Genomic DNA, 18579 nt, shown 5'->3' with positions numbered 1-18579 from the left:
ATCGCAATTGGCGCACGGGCCACAATGCTGCAGAAGATTGATCAGGAGAATCCGACATGCGCAGCCAAGTGACCGTGAGCTGGGGCGACTCCGCCAGCTACCCGTTCGATCTCGAAGAAGTGCAACCCATGCCGCACGACCTCGCCCGCGCCTGGCTCGACGAGCAATTCACCGTCCTCGGCTGTGACCCGATCCGGCCCACGGGCAAGGTGCTGACGGCAGACAAGATTCTTTGTGTGGCCGAGGCGGCCGGAGAGGGCTTCTTCCGGGATGCCGCTCACCGCCATTGGGCCATGGCCTTCGCCCGCGCCGCGAGTGCGGCGCTGGCCAAGCCCGTGGTGTCGATCGACGTGCCCCGGCACTCGCTCTCATACTGACAGGGGTGTGGCCAGCCCCTGCGATGAGATCAGCCAGCCAGCGACTTCAGCAGGCGGTCGTGGATACCGCCGAAGCCGCCGTTGCTCATGCACACGATGTGGTCGCCTGGCAGAGCGGCTGCGGTCACCTGGTGCACCAGCTCATCGATATTCCGGCCCACCTGGGCGCGTGAACCCATGGGGGCAAGGGCTTCCGCCGCGTCCCAGTCGAGCCCGCCTGCATGGCAGAACGCCAGATCGGCCGCTTCCAGGCTCCATGGCAACTGGGACTTCATGGTGCCCAGTTTCATCGTGTTGCTGCGCGGCTCGAACACCGCCAGGATGCGCCCACGCGGACTGCCCAGCTTGCGCTGCAGTCCATCGAGCGTGGTGCGGATGGCGGTGGGATGATGGGCGAAGTCGTCATAGACCGTGATCGCACCTCCGGTGCGCGCCACGGTGCCACGAATTTCCATGCGCCGGCGCACATTCTGGAAGCTGCCCAGCGCACGAGCGGCATCGGCCGGCGATACGCCGACGTGCTCGGCTGCCGCAATGGCCGCCAGCGCGTTGAGCTGGTTGTGCACGCCGGTCAGTGCCCACTCCACGCGGCCCACGGGCATGCCATGGCGGAGCACGTCGAACGCATGTGGCTCGCCGTGGGCGGTGAAGTCGCTCACCGCCGCCCCAAAGCTGCGTACCTCGCTCCAGAGCCCTTTGTGCAGCACGCGCTCCAGGCTGTCTTCCAGTCCGTTCACGATCACACGCCCGCTGGAAGGAACGGTGCGAACGAGATGGTGGAACTGGCGCTCGATCGCTGCCAGGTCATCGAAGATGTCGGCGTGATCGAACTCCAGGTTGTTCAGAACGGCGGTGCGTGGCCTGTAGTGGACGAATTTGCTGCGCTTATCGAAGAAGGCCGTGTCGTACTCATCGGCTTCGATGGTGAACACATGGCCCTGGCCCAGACGGGCCGACACGCCGAAGTTCATCGGGACGCCGCCGATCAGGAAACCTGGCTGCAGGCCGCTGGCTTCCAGTATCCAGGTCAGCATGCCCGTCGTGGTGGTCTTGCCATGGGTGCCGGCAACGGCCAGCACATGGCGGCCTTGGAGCACATGCTCCGCCAGCCACTGGGGGCCGCTGGTGAAAGGCGCGCCGCTGTCCATGATGGCTTCCATCAGCGGGAACCTGGGGGTGCCGTCGGGTTGGCGGACTCGGCTGACCACGTTGCCGATCACGAACATGTCGGGTTTGAACGCCAGCTGATCGGCACCGAAGCCTTCGACCAGATCGATGCCCAGGGCGCGCAACTGATCGCTCATGGGCGGATAAACGCCGGCATCGCAGCCGGTCACGCGGTGGCCGGCTTCGCGGGCCAGGGCGGCGAGCCCCCCCATGAAGGTGCCGCAGATGCCCAGAATGTGTATGTGCATCCCGGGATTCTAGGGGGCGTGCACACCGCTTTCGAGGGTATGGCCGGCGGGCTCGATGCGGATCTCGATGACGCGGCACAATCCTCCCATGGACGCCACCCGAGATGACACCCTCCATGAAATCGCTGCCGTGGCCGCCCGGCTGGTTGTCGAGGAGGGCCTGGAGTACGCTGCAGCCAAGCGGCGCGCGGTCAAGCAGCTGGGTTTGCCGGCCCGCACACCGCTTCCTGACAACGTGATGCTGGAAGTGGCGGTGCGCGAGGACATTGCCGTGTTCTGCGCCGAAACCCAGTCCGTGGAACTGCAGGCGCTGCGTGAGCTGGCACTGCTGTGGATGGACCGTCTGCAGATCTTCCGCCCTCATCTCGGCGGTTCGGTGTGGCATGGGACGGCGACGAGGCACAGCGATATCTATCTCCAGTTGTTCTGCGACGACCCCAAGGCACCTGAATGGACATTGCTCGACCATCGTGTCGAGTACCACCCCGGCACGGTGAATGGTTGGAGGGGCGAGCCGGTGGAAGCGCTGACATTGCGCGCCCGCAGCGAAACGCTGGGGCAGTGGGTGTTGGTGCACCTCATGGTGCACGACCTGGACGATCTTCGGGGAGCCCTCAAGCCCGATGCGCAGGGGCGAAAGCCCAGGGGGGATGTGGCTGCCTTGCGCCGGCTGCTGGCTGGGGAGGCCGTGGCATGAGCCTGAAGCGAAGAACCCTCTGGATGGCGGGGGTGGCAGTGGCTGCTGGCGGCGCTGGCGCTCTGGTGGCCACGCACCGCTTCCAGCTTCAGCCTGTGATGAGCGAGGCCGAGACCGCATTCTGGGCTGGCTCGTTCGATGGGCCGAACGGGGAATCCCTGCGCATGGCCGACTTCCGGGGCAAACCCTTGCTGGTGAATTTCTGGGCGACCTGGTGCCCCCCCTGCGTGGAGGAATTGCCGCTTCTGAACCAGTTTCATGCGGCACATGCCGCACGGGGGTGGCAGGTGGTCGGTCTGGCGGTGGACCAGCCCAGCGCAGTGCGCGGCTTCATGCAGAAGCTTCCCCTCCGGTTCCCGGTCGGCATGGCCGGCTTTGCCGGCACCGAGCTCAGCAAGAGTCTGGGCAATCCCACCGGTGCCTTGCCGTATACCGTTGTGTTCGGCACCGACGGCGCGATTCTTCATCGCAAGATCGGGAAGGTATCCGAGACAGATCTGGCCCAGTGGGCAGAGCTCGGGTGACCTTTCGTCAATCCGCGCGAACGTGATCCGAAAAAGGGGTAAATTCCTCCCTTCTACAAGAACAGCCCGAGGTTGATGGCGCTTCTCCGCGCCTCAAGACCCTCACGGGCGCGGGGTTGGACAGCCGGTCCGTTCGTGTACACTGCGGCACCCCGGCGGGTTGATGCACCTATTATTTCAATGAAATTGAGTGCTTTTAGATCAACTTGACCGATCTTCGTTGGAGAAATCATGGATTTAAGAAAACTGAAGACACTGATCGATCTCGTGTCCGAGTCGAACGTGTCCGAGCTCGAAATCACCGAGGCCGAAGGCAAGGTACGCATCGTCAAGAGCGCTCCGGTCGTGGCCGCCGCTCCCATCACCTACAGCATGGCGCCTGCGCCCGTGGCTCCCACGGTGGTGCCTGCGGTGGAAGCGGCCTCTGCCGCGCCCGCCGTCGCAGCAACGCCTGCTGCGCCTGCCGGTCATACCGTGAAGTCACCCATGGTCGGTACGTTCTACCGCGCGTCCAGCCCGGGCGCCAAGCCCTTTGTCGAAGTGGGCGACACCATCAAGGAAGGCGAGACGATCTGCATCGTCGAGGCCATGAAGATCCTCAATGAAATCGAAGCCGACAAATCGGGCACCGTGACCCAGATCCTGGTGGAAAACGGTCAGGCTGTGGAGTACGGCCAACCGCTGTACGTGATCGAATAAAGAAGGCTCCGAGCCCATGTTCAAGAAAATCCTGATCGCCAACCGGGGGGAGATCGCGTTGCGTATCCAGCGCGCCTGCCGGGAAATGGGCATCAAGGCGGTGATGGTGTATTCCGAGGCCGACCGCGACGCCAAGTACGTGCGCCTGGCCGACGAGGCGGTCTGCATTGGCCCGGCACAGAGCGCCCAGAGCTATCTCAGCATGCCGGCCATCATTTCGGCGGCCGAGGTGACCGATGCCGAAGCCATCCATCCTGGCTACGGCTTCCTGTCGGAGAACGCCGATTTCGCCGAGCGCGTCGAGAAGAGCGGCTTCACGTTCATCGGTCCGACGCCCGACTCGATCCGCATGATGGGCGACAAGGTGTCGGCCAAGCAGGCCATGATCCGCGCCGGCGTGCCCTGCGTGCCGGGCTCCGAGGGGGCATTGCCCGATGATCCCGTGGTGATCAAGCGCACCGCGAAAGCCGTGGGCTATCCCGTCATCATCAAGGCAGCCGGCGGCGGCGGCGGACGTGGCATGCGCGTGGTGCACACTGAAGCGGCTCTGCTGCATGCGGTGCAGACCACGAAGGCAGAAGCCGGTGCGGCTTTCGGCAATCCCGAGGTCTACATGGAGAAGTTTCTCCAGAACCCTCGGCATATCGAGATCCAGGTTCTTGCCGACCAGCATCGCAACGCGGTGTATCTGGGGGAGCGCGACTGCTCCATGCAGCGCCGTCACCAGAAGGTGATCGAAGAGGCGCCAGCGCCCGGTATTCCTCGTCGGTTGATCGAGAAGATTGGCGAGCGCTGCGCGGCTGCCTGCAAGAAGATCGGCTATCGCGGAGCAGGTACCTTCGAGTTCCTGTTCGAGAACGGCGAGTTCTACTTTATCGAGATGAACACCCGCGTGCAGGTCGAGCACCCTGTGACCGAGTGGATTACCGGCGTCGACATCGTGCGCACCCAGATTGCAGTGGCCGCGGGGGAGAAGCTGCCTTTCACGCAGCGCCAGATCGAGCTGCGTGGCCATGCCATCGAGTGCCGCATCAACGCGGAAGATCCATACAAGTTCACGCCTTCGCCAGGCCGCATCACGACCTGGCATGCACCGGGTGGCCCGGGCGTCCGGGTGGATTCGCACGCCTACGCGAACTACTTCGTGCCGCCCAACTACGACTCGATGATCGGCAAGATCATCGTGCATGGCGATACGCGCGAGCAGGCATTGGCCCGCATGCGCACGGCGTTGGCCGAGACCGTGATCGAAGGCATCAGCACCAATATCCCGCTGCATCGCGAGTTGATGGTGGACGCCAATTTCGTGACCGGCGGGACCAACATCCACTACCTGGAAGAGTGGCTGTCGCAACGTGAGCGCTGAAGCCTCCCTGCTGACCCAGCCGCCAGCTGGGTGCCTTTTTGAGCTGGTTCTTCTGGTCTCGGAGGCGGCTGTGGACGACGTGAGCGACGCGATGGTGGCGCTCGATGCGCTCAGCGTCTCGGTGGAAGACGCCGACGCGATGACCGATGCGGAGACGGCGATGTTCGGCGAGCCCGGCATGCCGCCGCCCAAGGAAGGGTGGCAGCGTTCACGCCTGGTGGCCTTGTTCCCGACCGACGCTGCGGCGCGGGAGGCGGCGCGCCTGCTGTCGGCCCAGGATTTTTTTGAAGGATGTGCCGTGCAGGGTGTGCGTGCGGTGCTCGAGCAGGACTGGGTCCGGCTCACGCAATCGCAGTTCGAGCCGGTGGAGATCACGCCCAGCTTCTGGATCGTGCCGAGCTGGCACGAACCCCCGGCGGCCGCGCAGCAGGTCATCCGGCTCGATCCGGGATTGGCCTTCGGCACCGGCACGCACCCGACCACGCGGATGTGCCTGCGCTGGATTGCACAACACGGTCCTGTTGGTCCGCATGTGCTGGACTACGGCTGTGGTTCGGGCATTCTGGCGATCGGTGCAGCCAAGTTCGGTGCACGTGAGATCGTGGCGGTGGACATCGACCCGGCGGCGGTGGAGTCGACCCAGCTCAATGCCGAGGCCAACAACGCCATCCTGTCCGCAGGTCTGCCGGATCGGGCGCGTGGCGAGCACGATCTGGTGCTGGCCAACATTCTGGCCACGCCATTGAAGGTGCTCGCGCCGCTGCTCTGTTCGCATGTTCGCGCAGGCGGCCATCTGGTGCTGGCCGGCATCCTGGCGCGTCAGGCCGAAGAGCTGATCGAAGCCTACGCCCCCTGGGTGACGTTGCAGGTCAGCGACGAAGAGGATGGCTGGATCCTCATGACCGCCGTCAAGGCCTGAAGCCGCTGCCGCGCCCGCGATAATCGGCGCATGAGTTTCACCACCCGTTGCCCCTCGTGCGGAACGATGTTCAGGGTCGTTGCCGACCAGCTGAAGATCTCCGAAGGCTGGGTGCGTTGCGGGCATTGTGCCGATGTGTTCGATGCCACGCTCTACCTTCAGCCCTGGATTCCACCAGGTGAGGAGCCGGCGTCCGAGGAGTTCTTGGCCGCCGCGCCGGAACCCGAGCCCGGACCCGCAGCAGAGCCTGATCCCGAACCTCCGCTCGAGCCCGAGCTGGATCCGCATGTGGAGCTCGCCGATGAGCTCAACCATGAGCCGGGCGAGGTCGATTCTCGGCAGGAATTGACGCCGGATGTCTTGCTCGATGAGCCGATGTGGGAGTCCGCAGAGGCCTCCATGGACGAGCGTGCGGTCGAGACCATGCCTCCACCTTTCAGTGTCGCACCCATCAGCGAGCCAGTTGCCGACGACGCGGAATCTGACTTCCAGGCCGAGTTGAAGCGCTTTGCGGCCGGCCTCGGACGGTTGAAGGAAGGGGGCGCCAGCCCGGTGGTGGCGGAGGCGGGCGCTGATGCTGCCGTCTCGGTGATGCCAGAGGCACCCGCGCCGCAGGAGGCACAGGATGCAGAGGAACAACCACCCGCTCAACCCGATGCCACCGACCCCGTGCCGGGGTTCGTGCGCCAGGCCCAGCGTCAGGCCTTCTGGTCTTCGCGCGGTATGCGCGCCACATTGGCTTCGCTCACGCTGGTTCTGGTGGCGCTGTTCGCTGGACAGTGGGCTGTGCACGAACGGGATCGGCTGGCCGCGTGGCGGCCTGAGCTGCAACCCATGCTGCAGCAGGTCTGCAACCACCTGGGCTGCAAGCTGGCGCCCGTGCGCCGCATCGATGCCATCGTCATCGACAGCACGTCGCTGGTGCGGCGCCTGGGCAATTTCTACTCGTTCGACCTCGTGCTCAAGAACACGGCGCCGATGGCGCTGGCCGTGCCGGCACTCGAGCTGAGTCTGACCGACATTGGCGGTGGCGTGATCTCGCGCCGCGTCTTCCTCCCTGACGAGTGGCCCGATGCGCCGGCCCTGCTGCCGGCACAGGCATCGGTCACGATCAACTTCCGGCTGTCGCTCGCCCTCGGCGACGACACTCCCATGGCCGGTTACAACGCCCTGGTTTTCTACCCCTGATACGGAAACACTCCATGCCCATTCTTGTTTGCGGTTCGCTCGCCTTTGACACCATCATGACCTTCGAAGGCCGTTTCGCCGAGCAGATCCTGCCGAGTCAATTGCACATTCTCAATGTGTCGTTTCTGGTGCCGGGTTTGCGCCGTGAATATGGGGGCTGCGCGGGCAATATCGCATATGGTTTGCGCCAGCTGGGCGCGCAGGCCGTGCCATTGGCGATGCTTGGAAACGATGGAGGCGAATACCTGGAGCGGCTGCGCACGCTCGGGGTGGACACGCGCCACGTGTTGTCGGACGCGGACAGCTACACCGCGCAGGCCATGATCATGACGGACCGCGACAACAACCAGATCACCGCGTTCCACCCGGGCGCCATGTCGATGGCGCACGAGAACCCTGTGCCTCCGCGGAGCGACATTGCGGTGGCCATCATCTCTCCCGATGGCCGCGATGCGATGCTCTCGCACGCGCGTCAGCTGCACGATGCCGGTGTGCCCTTCGTGTTCGACCCCGGACAGGGCCTGCCGATGTTCAATGGCGAGGAGTTGCGGCAGTTCATCGAGCTGGCTAGCTGGGTCACTCTGAACGACTACGAAGCCCAGATGCTGAGTGAGCGCACCGGTCTCACCCTGGATGAGATCGCGGCGAGTGTGCGCGGGATGATCGTCACATTGGGTGCGGAAGGTTGTGACGTGTGGGACGGCGGCGCGGCGAAGGTGCGGGTGGCGGGTGTTGCCGCCACGTCGGTGGTGGACCCCACCGGTTGCGGCGATGCGTTCCGTGCCGCCCTGCTGCATGGGCTGGAGCAGGGCTGGCCGCTGCAGCGATGCGCTGAACTCGGCAACCGCATGGGTGCGGTGAAGATCGCCAGCCGGGGCGGCCAGAACTACACGCTGACGAACTGACAAAAAAAAGCCCGGCGCTTTCGCGCCGGGCTTGCAGGTCATCTCAACGAGAGACTCAGGGCTTGCTGGACGTGGGGAACGGCCAGGCAGCCTGAGGGTTGAGTTTCGTCTGCGCCGCAGGAGCAGCAGGGGCTGCCGGCTTCTTGGCCGGCTCAGCTTTTTTTGCTGGGGCTGCCTTCTTCGCAGGGGCCTTCTTCGCAGCGGCCTTTTTGGCAGGAGCCTTTTTCGCAGCGGCTTTCTTCGCCGGCGCTTTCTTGGCAGCAGCCTTCTTGGGCGCGGCCTTCTTGGCGACGACCTTCTTCGCCGGCGCTTTCTTGGCAGCGGCTTTCTTCGCCGGTGCCTTCTTGGCGACGACCTTCTTGGCCGCAACCTTCTTCGCCGGTGCTGCCTTCTTGGCAGCGACCTTCTTCGCCGGTGCCTTCTTGGCAGCGACCTTCTTGGCCGGTGCCTTCTTCGCCGGTGCTGCCTTCTTCGCAGCAGGTTTCTTGGCCGGAGCCTTCTTAGCCGGTGCGGCCTTCTTGGCCGGGGCTTTTTTTGCAGTTGCCATTGTTTTCTCCTTGATCAAGTTGCAAAGAGCACTTCATCCAGCCTTGTTGCCGGTGAAGTGATTCAACGCCCTGGGGCCGTGTGGATGCATCCACGGCTGGCCCCAAGGATTTGAATCCTGTGACAAAACCCTGTTCCCGGCGTCTGCGCGTCGGTGACAGGGTTCTGTATGTACGGAAATCATGTTCTTGGTCGATACGGGCAATGCGGCTCTGGCAGTTATGGGAAATCAGTCCCAGGACAACGCCCCGCCGGTCTGGTATTCGATCACACGCGTTTCGAAGAAATTGCGTTCCTTCTTGAGGTCGATCATCTCGCTCATCCAGGGGAACGGGTTCTCTTCGTTCGGAAACAGGGGCTCAAGGCCTATCTGCGTGGCGCGGCGGTTGGCAATGTAGCGCAGATAACCCTTGAACATCGACGCGTTCATGCCGAGCACGCCGCGCGGCATGGTGTCCTCGGCATAGCGGTACTCCAGTTCGACGGCCTTGAGGAACAGCTCCTTGATCTCTGCCTTGAACTCGGCGGTCCAGAGCATCGGATTCTCCATCTTGATCGCGTTGATCAGATCGATGCCGAAGTTGCAGTGCATGGACTCGTCGCGCAGGATGTACTGATACTGCTCGGCAGCGCCAGTCATCTTGTTCTGGCGACCCAGCGCCAGAATCTGCGTGAAGCCGACATAGAAGAACAGGCCTTCCATCAGGCAGGCAAACACGATCAGGCTCTTGAGCAGGCGCTGGTCGGTCTCTGGCGTGCCGGTGTGGAAGTCCGGGTCCATGATCGCTTCGATGAAGGGAATCAGGAACTCATCCTTGGCGCGGATCGAATCGACTTCGTTGTACGCGTTGAAGATCTCGGACTCATCCAGACCGAGCGACTCCACGATGTACTGGTAGGCGTGCGTGTGGATGGCTTCCTCGAAAGCCTGGCGCAGCAGGAACTGGCGGCACTCGGGCGCCGTGATGTGGCGGTAGGTGCCCAGCACGATGTTGTTGGCGGCGAGCGAGTCGGCGGTCACGAAGAAGCCAAGATTGCGCTTGACGATGCGGCGTTCGTCTTCCGTCAGACCATTGGGATCTTTCCAGAGCGCAATGTCGCGGCTCATGTTCACTTCCTGCGGCATCCAGTGGTTGGCGCAGGTGGCGAGATACTTTTCCCAGGCCCACTTGTATTTGAATGGCACCAACTGGTTGACGTCGGTCTGGCCGTTGATGATGCGCTTGTCAGCCGCATTGACGCGACGCACCGAAGGCTGAGCTGCTGCGGCCTTCGGTGTGGCCGCGGTGTTGATCGAAGCGGAAGGGGTGGCGGCGCGCTCACCGGATGGTGAGGACAGTGAGGCTTGCAGGCCCGACATGCCGGTGGGCAGTGGGCTGTTCGCTGGCTTCGATGAGGGCGTGGTGTGATCGTCCCAGGTCAACATAGAGGTTTCCAATGTGCGGATTATGAAAGTGTGTGCATGAAATGCAAAGTGATCAGGCGATATGCGCACATTTTGTGTTGCGGTGTTGCATCGAATTGCATTCAATGAACATCACAAAACATGCACGCACGACGCTCGAAATCACTGACAGGCTTCACAACCCGGGTCGTCAATTGCGCAGAATTTGATGTCGGTTGCAGGCTTCATATCGGTGCTGTCCGCAGTCGGGGCCACCGCTGCCGAAGCCGCGACGGGGCTGGTGTTGCCGACCGAGACTGCATTGAGCTGGCCGGTGCGGCCCGTGGATTTCTCGATCTGCGTGGCCGACGTGGTGCGCAGGTAATACGTGGTCTTGAGGCCGCGCAGCCATGCCAGCTTGTAGGTGTCGTCGAGCTTCTTGCCCGATGCGCCGGCCATGTAGATGTTCAGGCTCTGTGCCTGATCGATCCATTTCTGGCGGCGTGCGGCGGCTTCCACCAACCACAGCGGCTCCACTTCAAAGGCCGTGGCGTAAAGCGCCTTCACGTCTTGCGGCACACGGTCGATCGGACGCAGCGAGCCATCGAAGTGCTTGAGGTCCATGACCATCACGTCGTCCCACAGGCCCAGGCGCTTGAGATCCTTCACCAGGTAGCTGTTGATGACGGTGAACTCGCCCGAGAGGTTGGACTTCACCGAGAGGTTGCCGAAGCAGGGCTCGATGGACGCGTCCACGCCGATGATGTTGGAGATGGTCGCGGTCGGTGCGATGGCCACGCAGTTGGAATTGCGCATGCCATCGGCGGCGATCTTCTGGCGCAGGGCGTCCCAGTCCAGGCTGCTGGAGCGGTCCACGTCCACATAGCCACCGCGCTCACGGGCGAGCAGGTCCAGTGTGTCGGGCGGGAGGATGCCCTTGTCCCACAGCGAACCGCGGTAGCTGGCGTAACGGCCGCGCTCGCGGGCAAGCTCGGTCGAAGCCCAGTAGGCGTAGTAGCAGACGGCTTCCATCGAGCGATCAGCGAATTCCACCGCTTCATTGGAGGCGTAGGGGATGCGCAGTTCATACAGCGCGTCCTGGAAGCCCATCACACCCAGGCCCACCGGGCGGTGGCGCATGTTGGAATCGCGCGCCTTCTTCACCGCGTAGTAGTTGATGTCGATCACGTTGTCGAGCATGCGCATGGCGGTCTTGATGGTCGCCTGCAGCTTTTCGTGGTCCAGCACCTTGGCACCGTCGTTGCCCAGCTTGACGTGGTTGAGCAGGTTGACCGATCCCAGGTTGCAGACCGCGGTTTCGGTGTCGCTGGTGTTCAGCGTGATCTCGGTGCAGAGGTTGGAGCTGTGGACGACGCCGGCGTGCTGCTGCGGGCTGCGCACGTTGCAGGCGTCCTTGAAGGTGATCCAGGGGTGGCCGGTCTCGAACAGCATCGAGAGCATCTTGCGCCACAGGTCGCTGGCGGGCACCTTGCGGTAGGGCTTGATTTCGCCGCGTGCGGCCTTTTCCTCGTAGGCCACGTAGGCCTTCTCGAAGTCCGCACCGAACTTGTCGTGCAGGTCCGGGGTGTTGGAGGGCGAGAACAGGCTCCACTCGCCCTTTTCCAGCACGCGCTTCATGAACAGGTCGGGAATCCAGTTCGCCGTGTTCATGTCGTGCGTGCGGCGGCGGTCGTCGCCGGTGTTCTTGCGCAGCTCCAGGAATTCTTCGATGTCGAGGTGCCAGGTTTCCAGGTAGGTGCAGACCGCGCCCTTGCGCTTGCCGCCTTGGTTGACGGCCACGGCGGTGTCGTTCACCACTTTCAGGAACGGCACGACGCCCTGCGACTCGCCGTTGGTGCCCTTGATGTGGGAGCCCAGGGCGCGCACGCGCGTCCAGTCGTTGCCCAGGCCACCTGCAAACTTGGACAGCAGCGCGTTTTCCTTGATCGACTCGTAGATACCGTCGAGGTCGTCGGGCACGGTGGTCAGGTAGCAGCTGGAGAGCTGCGAGCGCAGCGTACCGCTGTTGAACAACGTGGGCGTGGACGACATGAAATCAAACCTGGAGAGCACCTCGTAGAACTCGATGGCGCGGGCTTCGCGGTCGATCTCGTTGAGCGACAGGCCCATGGCCACGCGCATGAAGAAAGATTGCGGCAGCTCGATGCGCGTCTTGCGCACGTGCAGGAAGTAGCGGTCGTACAGGGTCTGCAGGCCGAGGTAGTCAAATTGCAGGTCACGCTCGGGCTTGAGTGCCGCGCCCAGGCGGGCCAGGTCGAACTGCAGCAGCTTCTCGTCGAGCAGGTCGTTGTCGACGCCCTTCTTGATGAACTGCGGGAAGTTCTCGGCATAGCGGGCACCCATCTCGGCGGCGGGCACTTCCTCGCCCATCACTTCCTTGACGATCGTGTGCAGCAACAGGCGCGCGGTGGCGTAGGTGTAGTCGGGATCCTTCTCGATCAGCGTGCGCGCAGCGAGGATGGAGGCTTTGTAGACCTCTTCCATCGGCACACCGTCGTACAGGTTGCGCTTGGTTTCAGCGACGATGGGCTCGGCCTTGACGTCCTTGCCCAGGCCGTTGCAGGCGGCGGCGATCAGGCCTTGCAGGCGCGGCAGGTCGAGCGGCACGCGCTGGCCACCGTCGAGCACGTGCAGAACAGGCTCGGTCGGGTGAGCCACTTCCGCCTGGTGCGCGCGTTCCTGCGTGCGGCGTTCACGGTAGAGCACGTAGGCGCGGGCGACTTCGTGGTGGCCGCTGCGCATCAGGCCGAGTTCGACCTGGTCTTGCACATCTTCAATATGGAAGGTGCCGCCGCCCGGGCGCGAGCGCATCAGGGCGCGCGCCACGTTCTGGGTCAATTCATCCACCGTTTCGCGCACGCTGGCCGATGCGGCACCCTGGGTGCCGTGCACCGCCAGGAACGCCTTCATCATGGCCACGGCGATCTTGCTGGGCTCGAACGGCACCACGGCACCGTTGCGGCGGATGATCTGGTAATTGGAGAAAACCGAGCTGCTCGCGGCCAGCGAAGCTGCGGCGGGCATGCCGACAGGAGGCTTCAGGGAGGCGGGTGACGGGGTGGTGATGGGGGAAGCGGTCAGCATGATTCCTCTTTCATTTGATTGTTGTGTGGTGACGGCATCGGGTGCGCGTTGCCCGATGGCTGCATAGTGACTGGGTGCCGGTATCAACGTTGGCCACAGGTGATTGCCACAGCAGCCAGGCGGGCTGCATCCGGTGGGTGGCGATACGGGTGGGAGTACGTTTTGGACGTCACAAGGTAACACTATATCTGGTGTCCATGTCACGTTCAAGCCACTACGGGTAGTGTTTTCCCAAAATCGAGGGAGGGCATGCGCGAAGCGCTTTACGTTAGACAGAAATTGATCGATGGCGCGTTGATGTCATGCACGAAGTGATCGCTGTCGAGCGCGCGAGACGCCTTGCCTTGTGGAGGTGGGATCAACGCTGACGGGCGCTCCAGCCAGATTTGCCTTGGATCGGCGCGCCGTTCATGGCTTGGGCGCGAAGCGGCTTCGTCCAGCGTTGCAATCAGTTGCCCGCGATGCTCTGGCGCAACGCATCGGGTGGAAAAAAATCATCTGACCAGCCAAGACCTGCTCGCAGACGTGACCAGCTGAAACCCGGACCGGGATCCTGCTTGCGCCCAGGGGCGATGTGCTCGTGGCCGGCGACATGCGCGATGGGGTAACGCTGCACCAGCTGGGTGCACAACTGGACGAGCGCCGCGTACTGGGCGACCTCGAACACATCGCCCTCCAGCCCCTCGAGCTCGATGCCGATGGAGTCGTCGTTGCAATTGCTGCGGCCGCGCCAGCAGGACCGGCCCGCGTGCCAGGCCCGCGCGTCGGCATCGACGAACTGGATGACTTCTCCATCGCGCCGCACGAAGAAGTGCGACGACACCTCCATGCCGCGGATCTGTTCGAAGTAGGGGTGTGCCTTCCAGTCCAACTGGTTGGTGAAGAGCTGTTCCACCTCAGGGCCGCCGTAGACGCCCGGCGGCAGACTGATGGAGTGGATGACGATCAGGTCGACGATGGCTCCTTCGGGCCTCGGTCCGTGGTTGGGCGAAGCGCAGTGGCGGGCTGTCTGCAGCCAGCCACCGCGCCAGGCGCCTCGCATGCTTTCGTCAGGTGTCGTCATCGTCCGAGGGCATGGCAATGCCCAGCCGCTGGATGCGATAGCGCATCTGACGCAGGTTCAGGCCCAGCCGGGCCGCCGCCGCCGTGCGGTTGAAGTCGCATTCGCGCAGCGCCTTGAGCAGCACCTGCCGCTCCTGTTCGTCCAGGTAGGTCTGCAGGTCGGGCGGTATGTCCGTGGGGGAGGCGGTCGACGCGCCCATATGCCCGCTGGTGGGTGACAGTTCGTCCGGCTGGGTCGGTTGCTCGGGAAGATCGTCGGATTCGCCGAAGTCTTCGGGTTCGAGCGTGTCTCCGTTGCTCAAGGCGAGGGCGCGCTGCAGCAGGTTTTCCAGCTCGCGCACGTTGCCCGGCAGCTCACGGGACTGCAACCAGGCGAGCACGCGCGGCGAAAGCGATGGCACATTCTGGCCGGATTCGGCGCACAGGCGAACCAGCAGCGCGTTCACCAGCATTGGCAGGTCGTCACGGCGTTCGCGCAAGGCCGGCGTGCGCAATCCGATCACGTTGAGGCGGTAGAACAGGTCCTGGCGGAACTGACCGCTCTGCACCAGGCCACCGAGATCGCGGTGCGTGGCACTGACCAGCCGCACATCGACGGCTTCTTCCTGCACGCCACCGAGTGCACGCACCCGGCGTTCCTGGATCACGCGCAGCAGCTTGGCCTGCATGGCCAGTGGCAGGTCGCCGATCTCGTCGAGGAACAGGGTGCCGCCACGCGCTGCCTGGAAGTACCCCTCGCGGTCCGCGGTGGCGCCGGTGTAGGCGCCTTTGCGCGCGCCGAAGAATTCCGCTTCGATGAGGTTCTCGGGAATGGCGCCGCAGTTGACCGCGACAAAGGGCCCGGCGTTGCGGTGGCTGCAGTCGTGCACGGCGCGGGCGACCAGCTCCTTGCCGGTTCCAGATTCGCCCAGGATGAGCACGGGTGCCATGCTGGAGGCCACCTTTTCGATACGTGACTTGATCTGGGTGATGCTGGGTGAGTTGCCCACGATCCGGCGCAGCGATTGCGTGCCGCTGGATGGAGCTTCGGGCTTGCGCGATACATCGCCCGTCGCGCCGCCCTGTGGCAGGCCCGGAGTGGCCGCACCGTTGAGCGCGCCACCCTGCTGGTCGCGCAAGCTTCGCACGGCGGCCGTGACCGCACTGCGCAGCTGCTTGAGGTCCACCGGCTTGGTGAGGTAGTCGAACGCGCCAGCCTTCAGCGATTCCACCGCGTTCTCCGCAGAGCCGTAGGCCGTGATCACGATGCATTTCTCTGAGCGCTGTGCGTCGCCGATTTCGCGCAGCAGATCCAGGCCCAGGCCATCGGGCAGACGCATGTCGGAAATCACCACATCGAAGCGTTGTTGCGCGAGCCATTCCCGTGCCTGGGTGATATCGGGGGCGGCGACCACCGCATGGCCCTCGCGCAACAACGTCAGCTCGTAGAGCGTGCGCAGGTCGGGCTCGTCGTCAACGACCAGCACGGAGGCGGGGGAAGGCGCGTTGGGCATCGGGTTGAATTCAGCGGGCCCCCAGGGACGCGCCTCCGGTTGTCATGGGGCGGCTGTGGGGTTCGGCACGTGTGGCGATGGAATCGCCGGCCGGGTACGAGAGGCTCTGCTGCGTGGGCTCTCGCGCCGGGGCCGGACCGGCAGCCGGAATCAGCGCATAGAACTCGTTGCCCTCCTGCTGGTCCAGCCGGGTGCGCCTGTAGGCAATCTGGGCGCCATAGCGCTCGCACAGCTCACGGCAGATGTAGAGTCCCAGGCCACTGGAGCGGCTTTCGGAAGAGAAGAAGGGTTCGAACAGGTGGCGCATCACGCTGGCCTCCAGCGCCTGCCCGTCGCTCCAGACCGACAGGCGGATATGGTCATTGCCGCTGGGTTGCGTGATCAATCGGATCGAGGAAGGTTTGCCGCTGGCGTGGCGCAGGGCGTTGTCCAGCAGGTTGATGAGCAGGCGGCGCAGGTGCTCCGGGTCGAAACCCACATGGGCAGCCGGCGCATGGACGTGCACGCCAAGAATGCGATCCGCGCGGCTCTGCCTCACCCATTCCAGTGCGACCTGTCGCACCGTCTGGTCCAGCGGCAGAGCGGGCGCCGTGGTGGTGTCCTGGTTGGGCTGTGCGCGTGCCACGTTGAGGATGTCGTCGACGATGCGCGAAAGCCGCTGCGCGTTCTGCTCGATCATGCGGGTGAGGCGCTTCTGTGCTGGCGCCTGCACTTCTTCATCAAGCAGGGCATTCGCCTGCGTGATGGCCGACAGAGGGTTCCGGATTTCATGCGCCACGGCGGCGGACATGCGTCCCATGGATGCGAGCTTCTCGGTGCGCACGCGCGCTTCGACCTCGCGCAGGTCTTCCAGGAACAGCACGCACAGGCCTGCGCTGCGACCGCTCTGGGCGGTCAACCGGGTGCGTGCATGCAGGCGTTGGCTGGGCCGATTCTCGTCGTCGATGGTGGTTTCTGTTTCGAGTGCTTCACCCCGGGCGAAAGTCTCGTTCACGAGATGAGCCAGATGCTGCCAGCTCGAACGCGCGGAGAGCAGCAGCTTCGCGGCCTGGGGCGAGACCTGGCCGAGCAGCATGGACTGCGCGGCGGGATTGGCGCTGCGCACCACGCCGTGCGGATCCACCACCAGCACGCCCACCGTGAGGCTCTCGATCACCAGCACGTTCACCTGCGCCTGCGCGCGCGCTGCGGCCTGGCTGCTGGCAGCCAGCGCTTCTTCTCTCGCCAGGCGGATCGCCAACTGGTGGGCCAGCACTGCCACCAGGAAGAAACCGGTACCGGTCAGACCCGCTTGCAGAAAGCGGGCGGTGGAGAGGTCGCTCGTCCAGAGGGCGCTCAAGCCGGCTTCGCCCAGCAGATACAGGGTGACGCTCGCGGCGGTTGCCATGCCCAGCGTGAGGGAGCCCAGGATGGCCGCCAGCAGCACGGGCAAGGCGAAGAGTGCGGTGTAGTTGATGTTGCTGATCTGGAAGGACTGCAGCAGCGCAAACACCAGCACATCCACCCCGATGGTCAACACCCACTGGATGTGCATGGGGTGGCGGTGTTCCACCGGTCGCCAGAAATACATCATCACCAGGGCAGCGCACAGGTGAGCTGAGCACACCACCACCAGCCATTGCGGGCCGGCGGACTGGGTGACCAGCGTGAATACCTGCAGCGAGAGCAGCACGGCGGCAATGAACACGCGGGCGCGCATGAAGGCGCTCCACAAGCGCGAGAACGCGCGCATGCGCTGCTCACGGCTCTGCGTGTGGGTGCCCTCGAATGCGGAGTACCAGGACGGGGAGAACTGAGAGCTGACGTCCCGGGCCATGTCAGTCCTGATGGATCAGGGTCATACCGCGCCGCCTTCGCGAAGCCGGCGGTGCTCGACGCTGCAATACGCGCCCTGCCGGCCTTGCACGGCTTCGTTCTCGGGCAGGTGTGTGCCGCAGTGCGGGCAGGCCACCATGACCGTGGGCAGCTTGGGGCGCCCGGGCGTGGGGGGGGCGCGGCGGGCGGCGTCGGCGCGGTCGCTCACGCGGTTGTTGCGCCAGATGTAGAAGGCCACCATCACCACGGCCAGGACGATCAGGTATTTCATGGTCGATGCATCAGGCGCGGTGCAACAGCACTTCCAGCACGAACCGGGAGCCGGCGTAGCCCAGCAGCAGGAAGCCCGCGGCCACATAGAGCGTGCGCACGGCGACACGGCCTCGCCAGCCCAGGCGCCACCGACCCCAGAGCAGCACGCCCATGGTGAGCCAGGACAGCAGCGAGAATGTGGTCTTGTGGTCCCAGACCCAGCGGTGGTTGAGGGTTTCGGAAAAGAACCAGCCCGCCAGCAGCGTTGCGCTGAGCAGCGCGAAGCCGGCCGCGACGAAGCGGAAGGTGAGGCGTTCCAGTGTGAGCAGCGGCATGGAGGATTCGCTCGCGTTGCCCAGCCGGATGGCTTTTTCGGCGCGCTGCATCAGCCAGGCGTGCACCACGGCCGCCGCGATCAGGCCGTAGGACGCGATGCCCAACGCCCAATGCAGTGGCATCAAGGCGGAGTGCAGGGCGGGATAGGGTGTACCGGGAAACACCAGGGCCAGCAGCACGACGGCCATGCCCAGAACGGCCAGCGTCCAGCGCGCACGCATCTGTGGATACAGGCGGCTTTCGATGAGGTAGACGGTGAGCACGAGCCAGCCCGTGACGGACAACGCCGGTGCGAAACCAAAGCGTGCCGGTTGCTCGAACAGGCCCAGCACCAGCACCAGCAGGTGCAGCGCCCAGGCCAGACCGAGCAGGCCGCGGCTCTGCGGGGCCGACATGCGCGGGTGGGCCCAGGCGAGCAGCGCGTAGGCGAGTGCCGCACCACCGGAGAACACGGTGACGGGAAGGTTGGACGCGAGTGCGGGCAGCAGGCTCATCA

17 protein-coding genes are annotated in these 18579 nt (G+C 64.3%); 8 read left to right on the top strand and 9 right to left on the bottom strand.

From position 1 onward, the window contains the following. The first annotated feature begins 56 nt into the window (after positions 1-56). Positions 57-377, top strand: coding sequence for a hypothetical protein (locus tag J2X09_RS18350; RefSeq protein WP_204734610.1), 321 nt, complete (start codon positions 57-59; stop codon positions 375-377). Between the two features lie 29 nt (positions 378-406). On the opposite strand, the gene mpl is transcribed toward J2X09_RS18350, so the two are convergent. Beyond that, positions 407-1792, bottom strand: a complete 1386-nt coding sequence (mpl, locus tag J2X09_RS18345) for a UDP-N-acetylmuramate:L-alanyl-gamma-D-glutamyl-meso-diaminopimelate ligase (protein ID WP_204734609.1) — start codon at positions 1790-1792, stop codon at positions 407-409. Between the two features lie 88 nt (positions 1793-1880). Here mpl and J2X09_RS18340 point away from each other — a divergent pair, with 88 nt between their 5' ends. The 7 genes from J2X09_RS18340 to J2X09_RS18310 all read left to right on the top strand — a co-directional run bounded on the left by J2X09_RS18340 (position 1881) and on the right by J2X09_RS18310 (position 8090). Beyond that, a complete protein-coding gene (locus tag J2X09_RS18340; RefSeq protein WP_204734608.1) occupies positions 1881-2489 on the top strand; it encodes a hypothetical protein in 609 nt (202 codons plus the stop codon). Next, positions 2486-3013: a TlpA family protein disulfide reductase gene (locus J2X09_RS18335; protein WP_204734607.1), complete on the top strand. Its 528-nt coding sequence runs from the start codon at positions 2486-2488 to the stop codon at positions 3011-3013. The genes J2X09_RS18340 and J2X09_RS18335 overlap by 4 nt, the downstream gene beginning before the upstream one ends. A 231-nt stretch (positions 3014-3244) precedes the next feature. Continuing rightward, positions 3245-3712: an acetyl-CoA carboxylase biotin carboxyl carrier protein gene (gene accB, locus J2X09_RS18330; protein ID WP_204734606.1), complete on the top strand. Its 468-nt coding sequence runs from the start codon at positions 3245-3247 to the stop codon at positions 3710-3712. Positions 3713-3728: 16 nt separating this feature from the next. Continuing rightward, positions 3729-5078 (top strand): acetyl-CoA carboxylase biotin carboxylase subunit, encoded by a 1350-nt coding sequence (gene accC / locus J2X09_RS18325; RefSeq protein ID WP_204734605.1) that lies wholly within the window; start codon positions 3729-3731, stop codon positions 5076-5078. Between the two features lie 91 nt (positions 5079-5169). Then, entirely contained in the window at positions 5170-5997 is an 828-nt protein-coding gene (gene prmA, locus J2X09_RS18320) for a 50S ribosomal protein L11 methyltransferase (protein ID WP_310309023.1), read from the top strand. Positions 5998-6027: 30 nt separating this feature from the next. Next, positions 6028-7185: a DUF3426 domain-containing protein gene (locus tag J2X09_RS18315; RefSeq protein ID WP_204734730.1), complete on the top strand. Its 1158-nt coding sequence runs from the start codon at positions 6028-6030 to the stop codon at positions 7183-7185. A gap of 14 nt (positions 7186-7199) precedes the next feature. Beyond that, complete coding sequence (locus J2X09_RS18310) at positions 7200-8090, top strand: carbohydrate kinase family protein (RefSeq protein ID WP_204734604.1); 891 nt, start codon at positions 7200-7202, stop codon at positions 8088-8090. A gap of 55 nt (positions 8091-8145) precedes the next feature. Here the strand turns inward: J2X09_RS18310 and J2X09_RS18305 are convergent, their stop codons facing one another. From J2X09_RS18305 to J2X09_RS18270, 8 genes are all read right to left on the bottom strand, one after another. Beyond that, a complete protein-coding gene (locus J2X09_RS18305; RefSeq protein ID WP_204734729.1) occupies positions 8146-8637 on the bottom strand; it encodes a histone H1-like DNA-binding protein in 492 nt (163 codons plus the stop codon). Positions 8638-8865: 228 nt separating this feature from the next. Beyond that, complete coding sequence (locus J2X09_RS18300; RefSeq protein WP_204734603.1) at positions 8866-10062, bottom strand: ribonucleotide-diphosphate reductase subunit beta; 1197 nt, start codon at positions 10060-10062, stop codon at positions 8866-8868. A gap of 141 nt (positions 10063-10203) precedes the next feature. Then, positions 10204-13065: a ribonucleoside-diphosphate reductase subunit alpha gene (locus J2X09_RS18295; RefSeq protein ID WP_310309021.1), complete on the bottom strand. Its 2862-nt coding sequence runs from the start codon at positions 13063-13065 to the stop codon at positions 10204-10206. A 508-nt stretch (positions 13066-13573) separates the two neighbouring features. Then, the gene (gene ampD / locus J2X09_RS18290; protein ID WP_204734601.1) at positions 13574-14188 is read right to left on the bottom strand and encodes a 1,6-anhydro-N-acetylmuramyl-L-alanine amidase AmpD; all 615 of its coding nucleotides are present in this window, start codon (positions 14186-14188) and stop codon (positions 13574-13576) included. After that, positions 14175-15680: a sigma-54-dependent transcriptional regulator gene (locus tag J2X09_RS18285; RefSeq protein WP_204734600.1), complete on the bottom strand. Its 1506-nt coding sequence runs from the start codon at positions 15678-15680 to the stop codon at positions 14175-14177. Before J2X09_RS18285 ends, ampD begins: the two co-directional genes overlap by 14 nt. A 10-nt stretch (positions 15681-15690) precedes the next feature. Then, entirely contained in the window at positions 15691-17496 is a 1806-nt protein-coding gene (locus J2X09_RS18280; protein WP_204734599.1) for a sensor histidine kinase, read from the bottom strand. 21 nt (positions 17497-17517) lie between these two features. Continuing rightward, entirely contained in the window at positions 17518-17766 is a 249-nt protein-coding gene (locus J2X09_RS18275; RefSeq protein WP_204734598.1) for a PP0621 family protein, read from the bottom strand. A 10-nt stretch (positions 17767-17776) separates the two neighbouring features. Continuing rightward, positions 17777-18577: a cytochrome C assembly family protein gene (locus J2X09_RS18270; protein ID WP_204734597.1), complete on the bottom strand. Its 801-nt coding sequence runs from the start codon at positions 18575-18577 to the stop codon at positions 17777-17779. Positions 18578-18579: the final 2 nt, after the last annotated feature.

The sequence above is a fragment of the Hydrogenophaga laconesensis genome (assembly GCF_031457235.1).
GTDB classification, from domain to species: Bacteria; Pseudomonadota; Gammaproteobacteria; order Burkholderiales; family Burkholderiaceae_C; genus Hydrogenophaga; species Hydrogenophaga laconesensis.
Note: the sequence above shows the minus strand (reverse complement) of the source record. Positions and strands in the feature narration are given on the sequence as shown.

Coding starts and splice junctions, on each gene's coding strand:
- J2X09_RS18280 (WP_204734599.1), bottom strand. CDS start 17,496: ATGGCCCGGGACGTCAGCTCTCAGTTCTCCCCGTCCTGGTACTCCGCA.
- J2X09_RS18285 (WP_204734600.1), bottom strand. CDS start 15,680: ATGCCCAACGCGCCTTCCCCCGCCTCCGTGCTGGTCGTTGACGACGAG.
- accC (WP_204734605.1), top strand. CDS start 3,729: ATGTTCAAGAAAATCCTGATCGCCAACCGGGGGGAGATCGCGTTGCGT.
- J2X09_RS18305 (WP_204734729.1), bottom strand. CDS start 8,637: ATGGCAACTGCAAAAAAAGCCCCGGCCAAGAAGGCCGCACCGGCTAAG.
- J2X09_RS18340 (WP_204734608.1), top strand. CDS start 1,881: ATGGACGCCACCCGAGATGACACCCTCCATGAAATCGCTGCCGTGGCC.
- J2X09_RS18310 (WP_204734604.1), top strand. CDS start 7,200: ATGCCCATTCTTGTTTGCGGTTCGCTCGCCTTTGACACCATCATGACC.
- J2X09_RS18350 (WP_204734610.1), top strand. CDS start 57: ATGCGCAGCCAAGTGACCGTGAGCTGGGGCGACTCCGCCAGCTACCCG.
- J2X09_RS18300 (WP_204734603.1), bottom strand. CDS start 10,062: ATGTTGACCTGGGACGATCACACCACGCCCTCATCGAAGCCAGCGAAC.
- accB (WP_204734606.1), top strand. CDS start 3,245: ATGGATTTAAGAAAACTGAAGACACTGATCGATCTCGTGTCCGAGTCG.
- J2X09_RS18275 (WP_204734598.1), bottom strand. CDS start 17,766: ATGAAATACCTGATCGTCCTGGCCGTGGTGATGGTGGCCTTCTACATC.
- prmA (WP_310309023.1), top strand. CDS start 5,170: ATGGTGGCGCTCGATGCGCTCAGCGTCTCGGTGGAAGACGCCGACGCG.
- ampD (WP_204734601.1), bottom strand. CDS start 14,188: ATGACGACACCTGACGAAAGCATGCGAGGCGCCTGGCGCGGTGGCTGG.
- J2X09_RS18270 (WP_204734597.1), bottom strand. CDS start 18,577: ATGAGCCTGCTGCCCGCACTCGCGTCCAACCTTCCCGTCACCGTGTTC.
- J2X09_RS18315 (WP_204734730.1), top strand. CDS start 6,028: ATGAGTTTCACCACCCGTTGCCCCTCGTGCGGAACGATGTTCAGGGTC.
- J2X09_RS18335 (WP_204734607.1), top strand. CDS start 2,486: ATGAGCCTGAAGCGAAGAACCCTCTGGATGGCGGGGGTGGCAGTGGCT.
- mpl (WP_204734609.1), bottom strand. CDS start 1,792: ATGCACATACACATTCTGGGCATCTGCGGCACCTTCATGGGGGGGCTC.
- J2X09_RS18295 (WP_310309021.1), bottom strand. CDS start 13,065: ATGCCCGCCGCAGCTTCGCTGGCCGCGAGCAGCTCGGTTTTCTCCAAT.